Below are 17,260 nucleotides of genomic sequence, written 5' to 3'. Positions count from 1 at the left end.
CACCAAATATGGCTCGTCAAACGGCTGCTTTTGTGAATAAAATAGCGTTCAGATGGGATTCTGTCGGAGATTTTTGCGGAAATGAGCTTGGACGCGATAGACAAACGTATCCTCAAGGCGCTGCAGCGCAAGGGGCGCATGGCGAATGCCGAACTCAGTGAGGTGGTGAATCTGTCGCCCTCCGCCTGTCACCGGCGCGTGCAGCGGTTGGAAAAGGATGGCTATATTCGTGATTATGTCGCCTTGCTGGATGCGCGCAAGATGGGTGTGCCGACGACGGTCTTCGTGGAAATCACGCTTCAAGGTCAGGCGGACGAGGTTTTGGAAGCCTTTGAAAAGGCGGTGCGTCGTATCCCGGATGTGTTGGAATGCCATTTGATGGCAGGCACCGCCGATTATCTGCTGAAAGTCGTCGCCGAGAATACGGAGGATTTTGCGCGGATACACCGCCAATATCTCGCACGGTTGCCGGGGGTGGGGCAAATGCAGTCGAGTTTCGCGCTGCGTACGGTTTTCAAAACAACCGCACTGCCGGTTTGAACATGATTTGATTTGTGGCGCGATATGTGACTTTTCTGCGCTCTCCTCGGGCGAGCGTTCGTCGAAGGTATTGTGCTCGATTGAAGCCTCAAACGCGGAACTGCTTTTCGGGTCTTGCAGTTTTAGGGTTTAAACGTCGCGCGTCACATCATGCGGCGGACACATTGTCATCGCCTTCGGACAATGCCTTCAGGGCCTGATCTGCTGGCATCGGTCTGCCGAAGTAAAACCCCTGGTATTGATCGCAGGCGAGCAAATCCAGCATGTCATGTTGCCGTTCTGTTTCGACGCCTTCGATTGTGACCTGCATCCCCATTTTATGGCCCAGAACCACGATGGTCTCGATTATTTCCTGATAACGTTCACGATCAAAGTCGAAGCCTTCCAGGAACACCCGATCAATTTTCAGTTTGTCGAAGTCGTATTTCCACAGATACCCCAGGCTCGAATAACCTGTTCCGAAATCATCCATGGCGATGGAAATGCCAAGCTGTTTCAGCCCAATCAGCTGATCCGAGACCCGTTGTTCATCTGCCATCAGCAAGCCTTCCGTGACTTCAAACTCAAGGCGGCTTCCGGGGAAATCAAAGGTCTCAAGCAATTCCGCGACTTGATCCACCAGATTCCCGTGCTTGAACTGGGCGGGCGACAGGTTGACGGATAGGAATACATGATCCGGCCATGACTTCGCAGCTGTAAGCCCGTTTTCAAGGACAAATCTGCCCAAGGGGTGGATCATCCCGGTCTCTTCGGCGATTGGAATGAACTCGTCCGGCGGTATCGGCTCACCATCTTTGTCGTCCAAACGCAACAAAGCTTCAAAGCCAACAATCGATTTGTCCTGCGGGTTATTGATGGGTTGGAAAACCGCTTCAAAGGTGTTGCTCCGCAATGCATCACGCATGCGCGTTTCTACCTCGCGCCGCCGGAGCATCGCTTTATCCAGCTCGGGGAAGTATTCCATCATGGCGTTTCGGCCATTGGCCTTGGCATGGTATAGCGCCAGATCCGCGGCATGTAGCGCGTCTTTTTTGGGTGTCTCCGCGTCCGCAAGATAGAATCCAATGCTGACGCTGGCCTGGATTGTGGTGCCTTTGAATGCAAAGGGCGCGCGCGATTTTTGCAAAATGGCATCACCGATGCTGTGCATTTCGGCCAATGTCGCATTGGGCAACACGATGACAAATTCATCGCCGCCCATTCGGCCAATCAAGTCGCCGGAGCGCACACTGCTGGCAAGTGCAGAGCTGACAAACTGAAGATAGGCATCGCCAAATTCGTGGCTGTACTCGTCATTGACGGTTTTGAATTTGTCGATATCGAGAAAGAAGACCCCGGTCATGTCATCCGGTTTCCGATGCTCAAAAATCTCGTGACACGCCGCGTTCATCGAATGCCGGTTGAGCGTTCCGGTCAATTGATCAAATCGCGACAGGAGGGCGAGTTTCTTGGTACGCGCATGGACCTGCTCGCGTTTCATGACATAAGCAAAGGCTGGAAACGCATATAGAATTGCGCAGCTTCCCGGCAGCAGCCAGCCAAACCATCCCATAACCTTTGCGTAAACGGCTGCACTTTGTGTTTTGTCCAGAAACAGCCCAACGGTACCGATGGGCGTGCCTTCGGCGCCAATGGCGGGCACAAATACCTGCACGAACACATTTTGAACATCGCTCGCAGATGTGCGTTTGATGATGTCTACCGCCGGGCTTTGTGATGCGAATACGCCTTTTGCCTGCAGGTTCTGGGATTGCTCCGAAGGTGTGGTTGCGACGCCGTAGTCGGATGAATAAATCAAGACGCCTTGCGGATCGAAGACCGTAAATGAATAGACTTCTGAAAATGACAGGGCCGCGTCGATGACCTTCTGCTGGCGTTCCGACAGCGCGCCAGCCTGGGTAATGGTCTCCAGATCGGTCAGTTCGGCATCAAAATTCGACGCCCATATCATCGCGACATGTTCGGCTTTCGCCATGATGGTCTTGTTCACCGCCCAGTCGATGGCCAGATGAAGCCCGATCCCGATCAGCACCGTCATGCAGAAAACAAATGCCAGCGGGGTTTTGCTCCGTTTCAAAAACGAGCTGTCTCGCGCTTTGGATGAGTATTGATCGACGTTCACGGCCGGTTTCCTGAGGCTGATCCTGCAGCAGAATTATCAGCGGGACCCTTAACAGCCGGTGGCGTCCGAACAGCGATATCTCTCGACTTTGACACTTAGTTTACGCATCGCGATATGACTGGGCAAAAAAGAAACCCCCGTATGACCAGCATACGGGGGCAAACTCTTTCGGCTTCGAGCGGTGACGATTTACATCATCCCTTCGCGTTGGGCCTTTTTGCGTGCCAGTTTACGGGCACGGCGGATCGCTTCAGCTTTCTCGCGCGCTTTTTTCTCGGACGGCTTCTCGAAATGTTGCTTGAGCTTCATTTCACGGAAGACACCTTCACGCTGCAGCTTTTTCTTCAGGGCACGAAGTGCCTGATCGACGTTGTTGTCGCGAACACTAACCTGCATGTGGTTTTCACCACCTTTCTAAGTTGAGTTGCAAGGATTTGCAGGAAGTGGGCATATAGCAAGGACAACCTATGTTGTCCAGTGTAGCGCCGCTTTGAAACCCGGAGAAATGCCATGACCGTATCTTACGAGACCGCAAAGACACAGCTTTTGGATGCCGCTTTGGCGCATGTGCCGTTTGACGGATGGTCAGAGGCGACGTTTCAGGCAGCGATTCGCGATGCGGATGTTGCCCCTGCCGTGGCGCGTGCCATCTGCCCGCGGGGTGCCATAGATCTGGCGATTGCGTTCCACCACCGCGGGGATGAGGCCATGCTGGACCGCATCAAGTCGGAAGACATGAGCGCGCTGAAATTCCGGGATAAAATCGCGGCGGCGGTGCGCTTCAGGATCGAAGAGGTGACCGACAAGGAAGCGGTGCGGCGCGGGACGACGCTCTTTGCGCTGCCGATGCATGCGGCTGACGGGGCCAAGCTGGTCTGGGGCACCGCCGATCATATCTGGACCGCTCTCGGGGACACGTCAGAGGACGTAAACTGGTACACCAAGCGGGCGACGCTCAGCGGGGTTTACTCGGCGACCATTCTTTACTGGCTGGGCGATGAGAGCCCGGACAACATGGCGACATGGGCGTTTCTGGACCGTCGCATCGAGGATGTGATGCAGATCGAAAAACTCAAGGCGCGTATGCGGCAAAGCCCGACGCTCAGCCGCCTGATGACGGGGCCAAACTGGGTGATGAGCCACATCAAAGCACCCGCTCGTATGCCGAAAATGGACCTGCCCGGCAGCTGGACCGCGCCGCGCGATTGAGGTTTCCCTCGGGTCGTTTCCCGGCGCAGCCATGCGGACCGCGACCTTTGGTTTGCCATTCCGCACCGTCCTGATACGGATAGGCCAGCAGAAAGGATCGCGAAAATGTCCCAGATGATGCGCGCCGTTGAAATCACCAGCCCCGGTGGCCCCGATGTCTTGCAACTGACCGAGCGGCCGGTGCCGGAGCCGGGTCACGGACAAGTGGTGATCAAGGTGGCCTGGGCCGGGGTGAACCGGCCCGATGCGCTGCAACGCGCAGGACTTTACGCTCCGCCACCCACGGCCAGCGATCTGCCCGGGCTGGAGGCCTCCGGAGACGTGGTGGCCATCGGCGAGGGTGTGTCCGGGGTGAAGCCGGGGGATCAGGTCTGCGCCCTTTTGCCGGGCGGCGGTTACGCGGAATATGTCGCAACCCCGGCGGCGCATTGTCTGCCAGTCCCCGACGGATTGGGGCTTATGGAAGCGGCCTGCCTGCCGGAGACATATTTCACCGTGTGGTCAAATGTCTTTACCCGCGGTGGGTTACAGGCCGGGGAACGGTTTCTGGTCCATGGCGGATCCTCTGGCATCGGAACCACGGCCATCCAGCTGGCGCATGCGTTTGGCGCACGGGTGTTTGCAACGGCTGGGTCCGCGGATAAATGCGATGCCTGCACCGCCTTGGGCGCGGAGATTGCGATCAACTACCGATCACAGGATTTCGTCGAGGTGGTGCGCGACGAAGGTGGCGCCGATCTCATTCTGGATATGGTCGGGGGCGAATATATTCCGCGCAACCTCAAAGCCTTGGCCGATGATGGCAGGTTGGTGCAGATCGCCTTTCTGGGCGGGCCGAAGGTGGAGGTCAACTTTGCCACGCTGATGACGCGACGGCTAACGATGACCGGCAGCACATTGCGTCCGCAAAGCGATCTGGCCAAGGCGCGGATCGCGCAGGATCTGCGCGAGGCCGTTTGGCCGCTGCTAGAGGCGGGCAAGGTCAAACCGGTCATGGATCAGACCTTTGAACTGGCAGATGCCAGCCAAGCGCACGCGCGCATGGAAAGCTCTGGCCACATTGGCAAAATCGTTTTGAAGGTGGGCGGATAGGCCGCGCCTGTGGCCGACTTTAGAGTTTGCCGCAGCGACGTAAACAAACACGAAGGACAGTCAAATGGCGCAGACCGTTATCATTGAAGAAGCCGGAGGCCCCGAGGCGATGCAGGTGGTCGACCGCGACCTGGGCGCACCGGGCCCGGGTGAAGTCCGGATCGCGCATAAGGCTTGTGGGCTGAACTTCATCGATGTCTACCAACGCACCGGCCTTTATCCGCTTGAGCTGCCACATGCTTTGGGCATGGAGGCCGCCGGGATCATCGAGGCCGTAGGCGAAGGGGTGACGCACCTCAAACCGGGGGATCGCGCAGCATATGCGGCAACGCCGCCCGGGGCCTATGCGCAAGCGCGGATCATGCCCGCAACACAGGTCTGCGCCCTGCCGGAGGGCATATCGTTCGAGCACGCGGCGGCCATGATGCTGAAGGGCATGACGGTCGAATACCTCTTTCACCGCACCACGCCCACCGCCCGCGGAGACACGGTGCTTTTCCACGCGGCGGCAGGTGGCGTCGGGCTGATCGCCTGCCAGTGGGCGCGCTCAGAGGCGATCACCCTCATCGGCACCGCCGGCACGGATGAAAAATGTGCACTGGCGTTGGCGCATGGTGCCACACATTGCATCAACTACCGCACCGAGGATTGGGGGACGCAGGTGCAGGAACTGACCGGCGGCAAAGGCGTGGATGTCGTCATGGACGCTGTTGGGGCTGATACGTTTGACGGTTCACTGGACAGTCTGAAACCGCTGGGCATGATGATCTCTTTCGGCAATGCGTCGGGGCCGGTACCGCCGTTCAATCTGGCTGTTCTCGCGCAAAAGGGATCGTTGAAGATCACGCGGCCCACGCTTTTTGCCCATATGGCGGATCGCGATGCCTGCCAGGACATGGCGGATCACCTCTTTGAAAAAGTGCTCTCTGGCGCCGTGGAAATACGCATCGATCAGCGGTTCCCACTTGCGGAAGTGCGCGCAGCCCATGCGGCGCTGGAAGCGCGCAAAACAACGGGCAGTACCATCCTTGAGATCTGATACGCCGGGTCTAACGGTTAGCGGATGGGGGTGAAGAGCGCGTCCGACCGGCGGCAATCCCGGATGACATCGCGCCCGCAGGGCACCGGCGCCAGATCTTTTGACAGGCAGATGCGTGCTTCCTGAATGTGACCATCGCGGCAGGTGATGGTGATCATATCGGCATCAAGCTGCGGATTTGCTTTCAGGAAGGCCTCCTCCACCACTTTGGCAGGCAGTTTGACGGGATCTTCTAACCGTCGAAACACCTCGGGCCGGATGATCGTGGCATAGGCCTCGCGGGACAGCGCGTAATATGCATCAGCATCCAGACCGGAACAGACACCATGTTTTTTCCATTGATGCCAGGCGAGACCCGGCGTGCCCATGATGTCGGCCATCTCTGCTGTCATCTGACGGCTCGGGGCCCGTGCGAGGGTTTGACAATAAGACGGGTACCCCCGCGCGTATTGCGGCCACAACCCATGCAGAATCCAGCCGTGGCCCCGATCTGCATCGCATTGCGGGGACCGGCGTGCATCCCCCTCAAGAGCACACCAATTGGGCGACCAACTGAGCGACATGACATAATAGTCAAACGCGCCGGGCTTGTTTTCCTGTGCGGCCAGCGGCACGGCCATCATCAGCCACAATAGGATCGCGCGCATTGGGTCTTTCCTTATTTCACCGTCCAGCCTATATAAGCCACAAGTTCCCCCACAATGGAAACCGTCCCAGACCACCGGGACAGCCTTTTCAGGCGACGGATGAGGTGTGGGCCGCGACATATGAGACAGGAGACCGACAATGGCAAAACCGATCATGGCGAAGGCCACAGCCGTATGGCTGGTAGACAACACAACAATCAGCTTCAAGCAGATCGCCGATTTTGTCGGTATGCATGAGCTGGAAGTGCAGGGCATCGCAGATGGCGATGTGGCACAGGGCGTGAAGGGGTTCGACCCGATTGCCAATAATCAACTGACACAGGATGAGATCGACACCGCGCAGGGCAACCCGCTGCACAAGCTGCAGCTGAAATTCAACGCCGCAGCCCAGGGTGAGGAAAAACGCCGTGGCCCGCGCTATACACCGCTCAGCAAACGGCAGGACCGGCCCGCATCGATCCTGTGGCTGGTGAAATTCCATCCAGAATTGACCGATGGGCAGATCAGCAAGCTGGTCGGCACCACCAAGCCGACCATTCAGGCGATCCGCGAGCGGACGCATTGGAACATTTCCAACATTCAGCCCATCGATCCAGTGGCCCTGGGGCTCTGCAAACAATCCGAACTGGACGCGGTGGTGCAGAAAGCGGCGGCCAAGAAAGCCGCCGATGCGCCAGTAATGAGCGACGACGAACGCCGCAAGCTGGTGAGCACCGAGCAGAGCCTTGGCATGGACGCGGAGCCCAAAATCCCCACCGCCATCGAAGGGTTGGAGACCTTCACGCTGGCGGGTGACGCGGAAGAGGCAACCGAAGAAGAATCTGCGGGCGACTTCTCCGATGCGGATAGTTTCTTCAACCTGCCCGATGGCACCCATGATGATGAGACCGAAGAAGAGACCAAGCGCGACTGACGCCTTGAAATTCAAAAACTGTCCTGCGTTGTAAAACCGCCGGGCAGTTTGTCTTTTCGGGCTCTGTTTGGAACCGGACAGACCTCTGACAGTTTATCCGTGGAAGGATTGCACCCCCATGGCAATGTCGTTGGCAGGTTACGCCCTCTGGAGCCTCACCGGTGCCTTGGCATTGGCCACCTTGCTCCCACTCTCGAAGCTGCCGTTCGGCGCGATACGGGGGTTGGCCTTTCCCCGCGCGCAAATGGCGATCCTGGCCGCTCTTGCGGCGGTGTTTGCCGTGATGATGGGCGGGCCGTTGCGCGGACCTGCGGTGATGCTTGGGATCATCGCTTTTGTGCAACTGGGCTATATCATCAAGTTCACACCGATTTGGCCAAAGCGATCGCACCGCGCGACCCCGTCACAGCTTGCCGATAAGACGCGCCAGATGTCACTGCTCTGTGCGAATGTCAAAATGTCCAACAGGTCCTACGCGCGGCTCATGCGCCTGATCAAAGACCAAGACCCGGACGTCGCGGTTGCGATTGAGGTCGATGCGGAGTGGACGCAAGCGCTCGAAGAGGCGTTTCGCGACACCTATGAAAATTGGGTGAAGGTCCCGCAGGACAATGGGTACGGTCTGTGCCTGATGTCTCGGCTGACCTTGCATGACACCAAAGTGCGCATGCTCATCACAGAAAATGTGCCGTCGATCCGGACCGGTCTGACCCTGCCGTCTGGCGATCCTGTAGAGCTGCATATCCTGCACCCGGAACCGCCTGTGATTGATCACGACACCAAGGGGCGCGACAGTGAGATCGCGCTTGTCGGGCTGGAAGCGCAGCGGGCGGCGGTGCCAACCATCGTCGCGGGCGATCTGAACGATGTCGCCTGGTCCACCACAACACGGCGGTTTCAGCGGCTTTCGGGCTTGCTGGACCCCCGTGTCGGGCGTGGCCTCTATAATACATTTCACGCGGATTATGCGGTGTTCAGATGGCCGCTGGATCATCTGTTTCACAGCGCGCAATTCCGTCTCGTCTCCATCAAGCGCCTCGATCATATCGGGTCGGATCACTTTCCGATTTTCTTCCAACTGGCGCTGACGGCTCAGCCTGCTGATGCCACCCCAATCGAGCCTGCGACCGTGGAAGAAGAGGTGGAGGTGCGATCAATGATCCGGGATGAAAGACAACGTGATCGCGCACCAATCGGTGAGGATTGGGAGAAAGACTGACGCGTTGGATGATACCGATGCGCCCCACTTCCGTTTCTTGCGTAGGCGGCTTTGATGCTATCTTGCGCGCTCGCATTTTTGCCGTCATTGAGGCAAGACCGCTGGTTAACCCGCAAAGGACCAAAGAATGATTGAACGCATCGATACTGGGGTGAGATCTTCCAAGATCGTGAAACATCAGGGTGTTGCCTATATCACCGGTCAGGTTGGCGAAGGCGAAACCATTCAGGCGCAGACCGAAGAGTGCCTGCGCCGTCTCGACGCCTTGCTGATCCAGGCAGGCTCATCCCGTGAAAAGATGTTGCGAGCGACCATATGGCTCTCGGATATGAGCGATTTCGCCGGGTTGAATGAGGTCTGGAACGCCTGGGTGCCGGAAGGCCATGCGCCAGCGCGCGCCTGTGGCGAGGCCAAACTGGCACGCCCGGAACTGAAGGTCGAAATTATCGTGGACGCCGCCTACGACTAGATCGTTTTGCGCGCCCGCATCGCCGCTGTGATGGTGCCGTCATCAAGGTAATCGAGCTCGCCGCCAATGGGCACACCCTGCGCCAGCGAGGTCAGGGTGACCTGCCCATCCAGTTGGTCCGCGATGTAATGCGCCGTGGTTTGCCCATCGATGGTGGCGTTCAGCGCCAGAATGACCTCTGTAATGTTTTCTGATGGCACCCGATCAATCAGGCGCGGAATCCGCAGCTCGTCAGGGCCCACGGCATCAAGGGCGGACAGCGTGCCGCCCAGCACATGGTAACGCCCCTTGAACACGCCGGAGCGCTCCATCGCCCAAAGGTCTGCCACATCCTCGACCACGCAAAGCTCGCCGTTTGCGCGCTTCTCCGAAGTGCAGATGTCGCAGATGTCCAGGGTCCCGACATTCCCGCAATTCAGACATTCGCGGGCCGTGACCGCCACCGTTTGCATCACATCCGCAAGCGGGGTGAGCAGCAGGCTGCGTTTGCGGATGAGGTGCAGCACCGCCCGCCGTGCCGATCGCGGTCCGAGGCCCGGCAATTTGGCCATCAGGTCGATCAGCGCGTCGATGTCTTTGGTGCTGCTCATATGTTGTCGGGGGGTGTTTCACTCAAAAGAGGGTGGGAAATCGCAGGCGTCCTGAGACAACCCGCTCTGTTTTACTATCGTTGGTTTGCCGAACAAGTTGCGCGCTAGAAGGGCAGCTTCATGTCGGCGGGCAGGCCCATCCCTTCGGTCAGTTTTGACATCTCTTCCTGCGCGCGCTCGGCGGCCTTGGTCTGAGCGTCCTTGATCGCCGCAAGGATCAGGTCCTCGACCACTTCCTTGTCGTCACCATTGAAGATCGAGGGGTCGATATTCAATGTTTTCAACTCACCCTTTGCCGTGCAGCTTGCCGTCACGAGGCCCGCACCGGACGAGCCTTCGACCATGATTTTCTGCATATCTTCTTGCAGTTGCGCCATCTTGCCCTGCATTTCCTGCGCCTTTTTCATCATCCCGGCCATATCGCCGAGTCCGCCTAATCCTTTGAGCATGTCGTGTTCCTTCGTGTCGGTTGTTGGCTTGCGCCGCTGTTGTCCTGTTACTTAGTCACTTTTAAGCCGGGCGACCACCTTAAGCTCAACAATCACGCCGGGGGTGGCAAAACCTGCTACCTCCAGGGCCGTCCACGCGGGGTAGGGCCGGTTTATCCGTTCTGCCCGCAACCTGCGAAACAGCGACAGATGATCGGCCAGCCCAACATGAAAGGAGGTCATCTCGACCACATCGGCAAGGCTGAGGCCCGCCTCAGCCAGCACCATTTCGACCATGTCGAAGGCGGTTGTGATCTGCGTTTCCGGATCGGGTGAGGGCGCGCCCTCCAGCGGGCAACCGTTGAACCCGGTCAGGAAAATATGGCCGTTTGACACGATACCCGGGGACATCTGCCAGTCCCGTTCCAGCGCGGCCATGGCGGGTGGGATCAGCGCCTGCGGTTCAGTCATCCTCAAAAGGATCCCACTCGTCCTCGACCTCGGGCAGCGCCTCCTGCACCGCTTCGGCCGCGATCTGATCGGGCGTGCGAATATCTTTTATCGTCGCCTTTGGAAACTGTGCAAGCACGGCCTGCATCAGGGGGTGCTCTTTTGCCTCGGCTTCAAGCGCGTATTTCTTGGCGTTTCGCACCTCGTCGATGGTCTTGTCACCACCATCGCTCACGACGGTCACGGCCCAGCGGTTGCCGGTCCACATTTGCAGCCTTTGCCCAAGTCGTTGTGCCAGATCCCGCGGTGCGCGCTCGGTAGGTTCAAATTCGATCCGGCCCGGTTGATAGGAGACAAGCCGCAGATCCGTTTCGACATCCGCCAGCAGCTTGCCGTCCCGGTTGGCGCGGATCAACTCAACGATGTGATCAAAGGTTGGGAAGCGCGCCAGCGCTGCGTCCAGATCAATCGCCTGCGCCGTGGCTGGTCCTGCGCCGGTGCCCGCGTTGCTCCGGGCCGAGGCGACAGCCGAGGCCCCCCCGCCCGCGGCACGCGCGCCTGCGCCCTGCGCAGGTCCACCACCGGATCCATTTGGCGCCGGTGTCGCAGGGGGCGTGGTACCCTGCAATTTGCGCACCAATTCTTCCGGGCTCGGCAGATCGGCTACATGGGTCAGCCGGATGATCGCCATTTCTGCCGCCATCATCGCATTGGGCGCACTTGCCACCTCATCCAGAGCTTTCAGCAACATCTGCCACAGCCGTGTCAGCACGCGCATTGGCAAAGCCTCCGCCATGGCCAGCCCCCGGCTGCGCTCGTCCGGTGAAACGGTGGGATCCTCTGCTGCTTCCGGTGTGATTTTCACAACGGACACCCAATGGGTGATTTCCGCCAGATCCCGCAATACCGCCATCGGGTCCGCCCCTTCGGCATATTGTGCGGAGAGCTCCGTCAGGGCCGCGGCAGCATCGCCTTTCAGGATCATGTCGAAGAGATCCAGAACCCGGCCCCGGTCCGCCAGCCCCAGCATGGCGCGCACCTGCAGGGCGGTGGTTTCGCCTGCGCCGTGGCTGATCGCCTGATCGAGCAGCGATGTTGCATCGCGCGCGGAGCCTTCCGCCGCACGGGCAATCAGGGCCAATGCATCCTCGGCAATTTCTGCGCTCTCAGCAGCGGCAATCTTGCGCATCAGGGCAATCATGACTTCCGGCTCAATCCGCCGCAGATCAAACCGCTGACAGCGGGACAGCACGGTCACCGGGACCTTGCGAATCTCCGTGGTTGCAAAGATGAACTTCACATGCGCGGGCGGCTCTTCCAGCGTTTTCAGCAGCGCGTTGAAGGCACCCGTCGACAGCATGTGCACTTCGTCGATGATATAGACTTTGTAGCGCGCGGAGGCGGCGCGGTAGTGCACGGAATCGATGATTTCGCGAATATTGGCCACACCTGTGTTCGAGGCTGCGTCCATCTCCATCACATCGACATGGCGCCCTTCCATGATCGCGCTGCAATGCTCGCAGACACCGCAGGGCTCAGTCGTGGGCCCGCCCGCGCCATCCGCGCCGATGCAATTCATGCCCTTGGCAATGATCCGCGCGGTCGTGGTCTTGCCCGTCCCGCGGATGCCCGTCATCACAAAGGCCTGTGCGATCCGGTCCGCTTCAAAGGCATTTTTCAGCGTCCGCACCATCGCGTCCTGACCCACCAGATCCGCAAAGGTCTCAGGCCGGTATTTGCGCGCCAGCACCTGATATTGGTTTTTTTCGGTCTCGGTCATGCACCTGCCTTGGGGTAGAGATTCGATGATCAGACCATAGCGTATGCGCAGCAAGGATGGACGTAAACCGGGGCATGGGGGAATGGTCGCTGTCGTCGATAAAGCGCGACATCCATGTTTCTTATGGACCTTTGGCCCGCCTCAGGCGTTATGATGCCCATGGCGATGGGAACAGGAGGGCGCCCATGCGGTTGCGCGGCATCAGATCCAGCAAGAACGTGTCTGTCAGGCGCGGTGGCCGCGCACGGGGCGGGCGTGCCGGTGGCATGGGGCTGGTTGGTATTCTGGCTGTTCTGGCGATTGGTTACTTCACCGGCATCGACGTCACGCCGCTGTTGCAAGGGGGCAATGCGCCGACCGAGCAAAGCCGCCCGGCCACTGCCGAAGAAACCGAGGCCGTCGCGTTTTCCGCCAAGGTTCTGACCACCACTGAGGAGGTCTGGAGCCAGGTTTTTGCCCAACAGGTCGGGCGTGCTTATGCGCCGCCACAGCTGATCATTTTCTCAGGCGTCACGCAAAGCGGGTGCGGTGGTGCTTCGGGCGCTACCGGCCCGTTTTACTGCCCGGCGGATCAAAGCGCCTATCTGGATACCCAATTTTTTGTGCAACTTGATCGGCAATTGGGGGCTGCTGGCGACTTCGCCGCAGCCTATGTGATCGCGCATGAGGTGGCGCATCATGTTCAAAACCAATTGGGCATTCTGGGGCAGGTGAATGACGCCCGCCAGCGCGCGAGCACCGTGGACGCCAATGCGCTGACTGTCCGGTTGGAATTGCAGGCGGATTGTTTTTCGGGTGTTTGGGCGCGGTCGGTTCAGGGGCTGATGGAGCGAGGTGATCTTGAGGAAGCATTGAATGCCGCGCGCATGATCGGCGATGACCATTTGCAGCGCCAGGCTGGTCGCGTGCCACAGCCGCATACATTCACCCATGGCACCTCCGCGCAGCGTGCGCGCTGGTTCGAGCGGGGATATGACAGTGGTGCGATCCGCGATTGCGACACCTTTGGTGCCCGCCAACTTTGAGGATCCATCGGGACGCAACCAGCAGTCTGTGCTAACCGGCTATGGCGAAAAGTTTTGGCAGGTCACGCAGAACCTCAGAGCTGCGCTTGGCGCGTGCCAATTGCCACCCACCCTGGATCAGCAGAAACAGATGGTCCGCACGTTGGCGGGCTTCTTTTTCGCCCATGCCAAAGCGGGTTGCGTGGTCCTGCACTTCCTCGATCCAGCCCTGATAACATCGGTCCGCGTGCTCTAGGAACGCAGCGTTTTCCGGCCCTTCAAACAGCGTTGAGCCAATCGGACAGCCGTCTTGCTGACCGGTGAGATCAAAGAGTTTGGCGAGCTTGAAACACAGCGTTGTCGCCCCGTCATCAAAGGATTTGGTGTCTGCAAAACTGGCCGCGATCACGCGGAGCATCTCATCCGATGCCCAGGTCGCGGCAGCCAGGGCCAGATCCGTCTTGCCGTTCGGAAAGTGGTGATAGAGCGAGCCCTTGGGGGCCGATGCCTCTGCCAGCAGGTCGTTGAGTCCGACACCATGATACCCGCGCGACCGGAAGAGCTGGGCGGCGGCGCGGATCAGCCGATCCTTGGTGGGCAGGGCAGCGGTTTTCATGAGAAGAGCTTGACAGAAGTAGACCAATTGGTCCAGAGATGTAACTAGACTGATTGGTCTAACGCAATAGCAGCAGAGAGATGTCCGCATGCTGAAAGTCGTCGAAACACCAAATGTGCGTCGCCGCCTGATCAAGACCGAAGATGGCGCCGAGTTGAGTGGCACGCTCTATAGGCCGCCATTTAAGCCGCGTGCCGCGCTGGTGCTGAACGGTGCCACCGGGGTGCCGCAGACATATTACAATGCCTTTGCCTATTGGGCGGCAGCTGAGCGGGGCGTGGCGGTTTTGACCTACGATTACCGGGGCATGGGGCGCTCGGCAAACGGCAGTATGCGGGCCTGCCGGGCAACGATGTCGGACTGGGGCCTGCGTGACAACTTAGCGGCGCGCGCGCATCTGCGTCGGGCTGTCCCTGATGCCCCATTGTGGGTCATGGGGCATTCGCTGGGCGCGATGATGCTGCCGATGCAGGCCGATGTCAGCGGCATTGACCGGGTCATCGGGGTGGGTGCCGGATTGGTCCACCATGCGGATCATCCATGGCCTTATCGCGGTCTTGCATTGTTCTTCTGGTACGGGTTGCCGCCAGTGATGTCGCGGTTGCTGGGGTATATGCCCGGCCGGTTTTTGGGGTTCGGCGCGGATATGCCAGCAGCCGCCTTTGCGGAATGGCGCAGATGGTGCACAACGCCAGGGGTCTTTGCCGGTGCCGTGACCCAAAGCCTGCCACCGCCCGATTGGTCCCGGTCGGGCGCACCGGTGCGGCTGATGTCCTTCAAGGATGATGATCTGGTGCCGGAAATCTGCACCCGGCGGCTGGCGCGGCTCTATGGTGGACAGGCAGAGGTTCAGCGGATCGCACCGGCGGACCATGGCTTGAGGCAGGTGGGGCACATCTCGGCGTTTGCGCGTCGCAATGATGCCCTGTGGGACGTCATGCTCGGCACCAAAGATATCGGGGTTTAAAGAAATACACGCGGCACAAGCGCGGGTGGTGAGAGGCTGGACAACGACCCAAGCGGGGCTCGTTACGGCTGCTTCCTTCCGGATCTGACCGGGTTGGCGAGGCGCTCGCCCGCGCCAACCTCTCAACGCTCCATATAGGCAAGGCAGCTCCAAGGCGCAAGCCCGGAGCCTAGAGGTGCAAGCGCAATCGCACAAAGCCGTCGCGCGTATAGCCACAGGCTTCCGGTCGCAGGTGCGCAATGTCGTGCAGGTGGTTCAGGGCGTCCGGCGCTGTATGCAGGAAAGCGCGCAAACCAAGATCGGCTTTGAAGCGCCATGGGGCGGCGGATCTTACCACATGGTAATCCGGGTTCTTCAGATATTCGATCAAGGCCTGCGACAGGGGTGCGTCGTTTCGCACCACGATGTTGTTGTCGCTGAACGCTCGAAACGTGCCGCCGCCGCCAGCGCGGTGATCGGTGACAGCGACCAGAAATTCCTGATCAGGATGGACCGGTTCACCCTGCCAGCGGATATCGCGGACGCGGCCAAGCGCGCCCTCGACCGGGCGCCCGGCGGCGTCAAAGCGAGATGGTTGGGTCAGATCGATTTCATAGGTCAGACCGTAGAGCGCATCATAGCGGAACCCGGGCACCTTAGGGTCCACCAGCATCTGATCCGGGGTGTCGGCGCTCAGGACATTGAACAGCAAAGCGGAGCGTTCGAGCCATCCCGAAAGCCGTGCACCGGAGGCTTTCACCGCCCAGACCTGATTTGAATAGGGAATGAGACCAGCAATATGGCGTCGTCTGAGTTGGCCTGCGGGGAGAGAGACAAAATTCTCCGGCCCGTCAAAGCCGCCGGTTGCCGGTGTGGCAACAGCCGCGATCAAGGGCAGATCGGCAAGCTCGGTGCCGATGATCGCCTGTTGGATCGCAAAGCGTTTTGCCTCCGCCATCATGGCGGGCACGTGACTGGGATGCGCGAGCGCAAAATAGCTGTGCATAGGCCCCGCGAGGGTGGCCACCGGCTGTGACAGATAGGTGCGAGTCTGAACATGGGCCTCTTGCGCAAGCGCCTCGACCGCCCTGTCATCAACGGTCTCTTTTGTGGGGTGGCGCAGGGCGGCGGCACGCTCCGTGACCTGCCACGACCCTCCGTGCGCGGTGCGGTGCAGGTCCAGGTCAATCACGCCCAGTTCAGATGCACTGCACCCTGGCATGACCACAGGTGTGCCGTTGATCATGCCGTTCTCGCAATCGACGCCGTTCACACCTGAATGATCGGGCCCCGGGAATTTCAGGTGGGTATGACCCGCGACCACGGCATCCACGTTCTTGAGCTGGGCGACCTCCGCGGTTTGGTTTTGTGCGTCATCCCCCTCGTCAAACTGGGCGATGCCCATGTGCGCCAGCGCAATCACGATATCCGCGCCTTCGGCTTTGGCGGCGGCAATTGCTTCTTCCAGCGCCGGAATGGGATCAGCGACCTGCGCCTGTCCTTCCAGTTGATGGCGGTTCCAAGATGCGGTCTGGCGTGGCAAAGCTGAAACGATCCCGACGCGCAGTACGTCGTCGGTATCGCCCAGGCCGGGCACATTCTTTTCCAGCAAAATATGGGTGCGAAGCCCCGGTAATGCGGCAGATCTCAGGTTGGCGCTGATCGCGGGCGCATCAAACTGATCGAGACATCGCGCCAGATACGCAAGCCCGTGATCGCAGTCATGGTTGCCGATACCAATCGCATCATACCCCAGATCATTCATCGCGGCAGCCATGGGATGTTTCAGACCAGGATGCATTGCCAGATGACCGCCCATCGGCGTGCCCTGCAAGGTGTCGCCATTGTCGACAAGCAGGCACATCGCGCCCGTTTCCCGGGCTTCGGATCGCGCCTGCCGGATGATGGTGGCCAGTTGAACGAGGCTGTCGCCGCCCGTCTTTTGATCGTTCACGTAGTCATAGGCGACCAACTGCATGTGCAGATCGCTTGTGGCCAACACTCGCAAACGGACGCGTAGTTCCGATGCATTGGACTCAGAAATGCCGGTTATCTTGGTCACATCCCTCGTCGGAAAAAATCAACTCTTGCACGAGTTTATATCCATCAGATCGCGCATGGGTTGGCAAGACCGCAGATGCGCCTGCGCGCTTTGGTCTTGCAACAGCGATAGCTGCGTGCCAGTCGTCAACGCCA

General features: G+C 59.4%; 18 protein-coding genes and 1 other RNA gene. 9 read left to right on the top strand and 10 right to left on the bottom strand.

Translation table 11 applies throughout. The annotated features are described in order from the left end of the window. Positions 1 to 81: 81 nt before the first annotated feature. The gene (locus Q1A20_RS12575) at positions 82 to 540 is read left to right on the top strand and encodes an Lrp/AsnC family transcriptional regulator (RefSeq protein ID WP_298974613.1); all 459 of its coding nucleotides are present in this window, start codon (positions 82 to 84) and stop codon (positions 538 to 540) included. 148 nt (positions 541 to 688) lie between these two features. On the opposite strand, the gene Q1A20_RS12570 is transcribed toward Q1A20_RS12575, so the two are convergent. Continuing rightward, on the bottom strand, positions 689 to 2,662 hold the full coding sequence (locus Q1A20_RS12570; protein WP_299917015.1) for a bifunctional diguanylate cyclase/phosphodiesterase: 1,974 nt from the start codon (positions 2,660 to 2,662) through the stop codon (positions 689 to 691). Between the two features lie 189 nt (positions 2,663 to 2,851). Next, complete coding sequence (rpsU, locus tag Q1A20_RS12565) at positions 2,852 to 3,058, bottom strand: 30S ribosomal protein S21 (RefSeq protein WP_007118112.1); 207 nt, start codon at positions 3,056 to 3,058, stop codon at positions 2,852 to 2,854. A gap of 114 nt (positions 3,059 to 3,172) precedes the next feature. Between rpsU and Q1A20_RS12560 the strand changes: the two genes are divergently transcribed. The 3 genes from Q1A20_RS12560 to Q1A20_RS12550 all read left to right on the top strand — a co-directional run bounded on the left by Q1A20_RS12560 (position 3,173) and on the right by Q1A20_RS12550 (position 6,002). Next, on the top strand, positions 3,173 to 3,871 hold the full coding sequence (locus Q1A20_RS12560; RefSeq protein WP_299917014.1) for a COQ9 family protein: 699 nt from the start codon (positions 3,173 to 3,175) through the stop codon (positions 3,869 to 3,871). Positions 3,872 to 3,976: 105 nt separating this feature from the next. Then, positions 3,977 to 4,963, top strand: a complete 987-nt coding sequence (locus Q1A20_RS12555; protein ID WP_299917013.1) for an NAD(P)H-quinone oxidoreductase — start codon at positions 3,977 to 3,979, stop codon at positions 4,961 to 4,963. 64 nt (positions 4,964 to 5,027) lie between these two features. After that, on the top strand, positions 5,028 to 6,002 hold the full coding sequence (locus Q1A20_RS12550) for a quinone oxidoreductase (RefSeq protein WP_299917012.1): 975 nt from the start codon (positions 5,028 to 5,030) through the stop codon (positions 6,000 to 6,002). A gap of 17 nt (positions 6,003 to 6,019) precedes the next feature. Here Q1A20_RS12550 and Q1A20_RS12545 read toward each other — a convergent pair whose 3' ends face one another. After that, a complete protein-coding gene (locus Q1A20_RS12545; RefSeq protein WP_299917011.1) occupies positions 6,020 to 6,649 on the bottom strand; it encodes a ribonuclease T2 in 630 nt (209 codons plus the stop codon). A 139-nt stretch (positions 6,650 to 6,788) separates the two neighbouring features. Here Q1A20_RS12545 and Q1A20_RS12540 point away from each other — a divergent pair, with 139 nt between their 5' ends. From Q1A20_RS12540 to Q1A20_RS12530, 3 genes are all read left to right on the top strand, one after another. Next, entirely contained in the window at positions 6,789 to 7,562 is a 774-nt protein-coding gene (locus tag Q1A20_RS12540) for a DUF1013 domain-containing protein (protein WP_298974637.1), read from the top strand. Positions 7,563 to 7,680: 118 nt separating this feature from the next. After that, positions 7,681 to 8,781: an endonuclease/exonuclease/phosphatase family protein gene (locus Q1A20_RS12535; RefSeq protein WP_299408176.1), complete on the top strand. Its 1,101-nt coding sequence runs from the start codon at positions 7,681 to 7,683 to the stop codon at positions 8,779 to 8,781. A gap of 127 nt (positions 8,782 to 8,908) precedes the next feature. Beyond that, a complete protein-coding gene (locus Q1A20_RS12530; protein ID WP_299408173.1) occupies positions 8,909 to 9,250 on the top strand; it encodes a RidA family protein in 342 nt (113 codons plus the stop codon). Here the strand turns inward: Q1A20_RS12530 and recR are convergent. The 4 genes from recR to Q1A20_RS12510 all read right to left on the bottom strand — a co-directional run bounded on the left by recR (position 9,247) and on the right by Q1A20_RS12510 (position 12,498). Further along, the gene (gene recR / locus Q1A20_RS12525; protein WP_299408171.1) at positions 9,247 to 9,840 is read right to left on the bottom strand and encodes a recombination mediator RecR; all 594 of its coding nucleotides are present in this window, start codon (positions 9,838 to 9,840) and stop codon (positions 9,247 to 9,249) included. The two genes, Q1A20_RS12530 and recR, sit on opposite strands and share 4 nt — an antisense overlap. 104 nt (positions 9,841 to 9,944) lie before the next feature. Further along, a complete protein-coding gene (locus Q1A20_RS12520; RefSeq protein WP_299408168.1) occupies positions 9,945 to 10,289 on the bottom strand; it encodes a YbaB/EbfC family nucleoid-associated protein in 345 nt (114 codons plus the stop codon). 51 nt (positions 10,290 to 10,340) lie between these two features. Next, complete coding sequence (locus Q1A20_RS12515; RefSeq protein WP_299408165.1) at positions 10,341 to 10,739, bottom strand: RidA family protein; 399 nt, start codon at positions 10,737 to 10,739, stop codon at positions 10,341 to 10,343. Beyond that, complete coding sequence (locus tag Q1A20_RS12510) at positions 10,732 to 12,498, bottom strand: DNA polymerase III subunit gamma/tau (protein WP_299917010.1); 1,767 nt, start codon at positions 12,496 to 12,498, stop codon at positions 10,732 to 10,734. Before Q1A20_RS12510 ends, Q1A20_RS12515 begins: the two co-directional genes overlap by 8 nt. Before the next feature lie 185 nt (positions 12,499 to 12,683). Here Q1A20_RS12510 and Q1A20_RS12505 point away from each other — a divergent pair, with 185 nt between their 5' ends. Further along, a complete protein-coding gene (locus Q1A20_RS12505) occupies positions 12,684 to 13,523 on the top strand; it encodes a neutral zinc metallopeptidase (RefSeq protein ID WP_299408160.1) in 840 nt (279 codons plus the stop codon). A gap of 31 nt (positions 13,524 to 13,554) precedes the next feature. Here the strand turns inward: Q1A20_RS12505 and Q1A20_RS12500 are convergent, their stop codons facing one another. Next, positions 13,555 to 14,118, bottom strand: coding sequence for a TetR/AcrR family transcriptional regulator (locus Q1A20_RS12500; protein WP_299408158.1), 564 nt, complete (start codon positions 14,116 to 14,118; stop codon positions 13,555 to 13,557). An 88-nt stretch (positions 14,119 to 14,206) separates the two neighbouring features. On the opposite strand from Q1A20_RS12500, the gene Q1A20_RS12495 reads away from it, so the two are divergent. Beyond that, positions 14,207 to 15,085, top strand: coding sequence for an alpha/beta fold hydrolase (locus tag Q1A20_RS12495; RefSeq protein ID WP_299408156.1), 879 nt, complete (start codon positions 14,207 to 14,209; stop codon positions 15,083 to 15,085). Between the two features lie 26 nt (positions 15,086 to 15,111). Here Q1A20_RS12495 and ffs read toward each other — a convergent pair. Both ffs and Q1A20_RS12485 read right to left on the bottom strand, forming a co-directional pair. Then, an RNA gene (gene ffs, locus Q1A20_RS12490) (signal recognition particle sRNA small type) lies at positions 15,112 to 15,210 on the bottom strand. Between the two features lie 44 nt (positions 15,211 to 15,254). Next, on the bottom strand, positions 15,255 to 17,126 hold the full coding sequence (locus Q1A20_RS12485) for a 5'-nucleotidase C-terminal domain-containing protein (protein ID WP_299917009.1): 1,872 nt from the start codon (positions 17,124 to 17,126) through the stop codon (positions 15,255 to 15,257). Positions 17,127 to 17,260: the final 134 nt, after the last annotated feature.

The sequence above is a fragment of the uncultured Roseobacter sp. genome (assembly GCF_947501835.1).
Taxonomy (GTDB): domain Bacteria; phylum Pseudomonadota; class Alphaproteobacteria; order Rhodobacterales; family Rhodobacteraceae; genus Roseobacter.
This window is presented reverse-complemented; position numbering and strand designations above follow the sequence as displayed.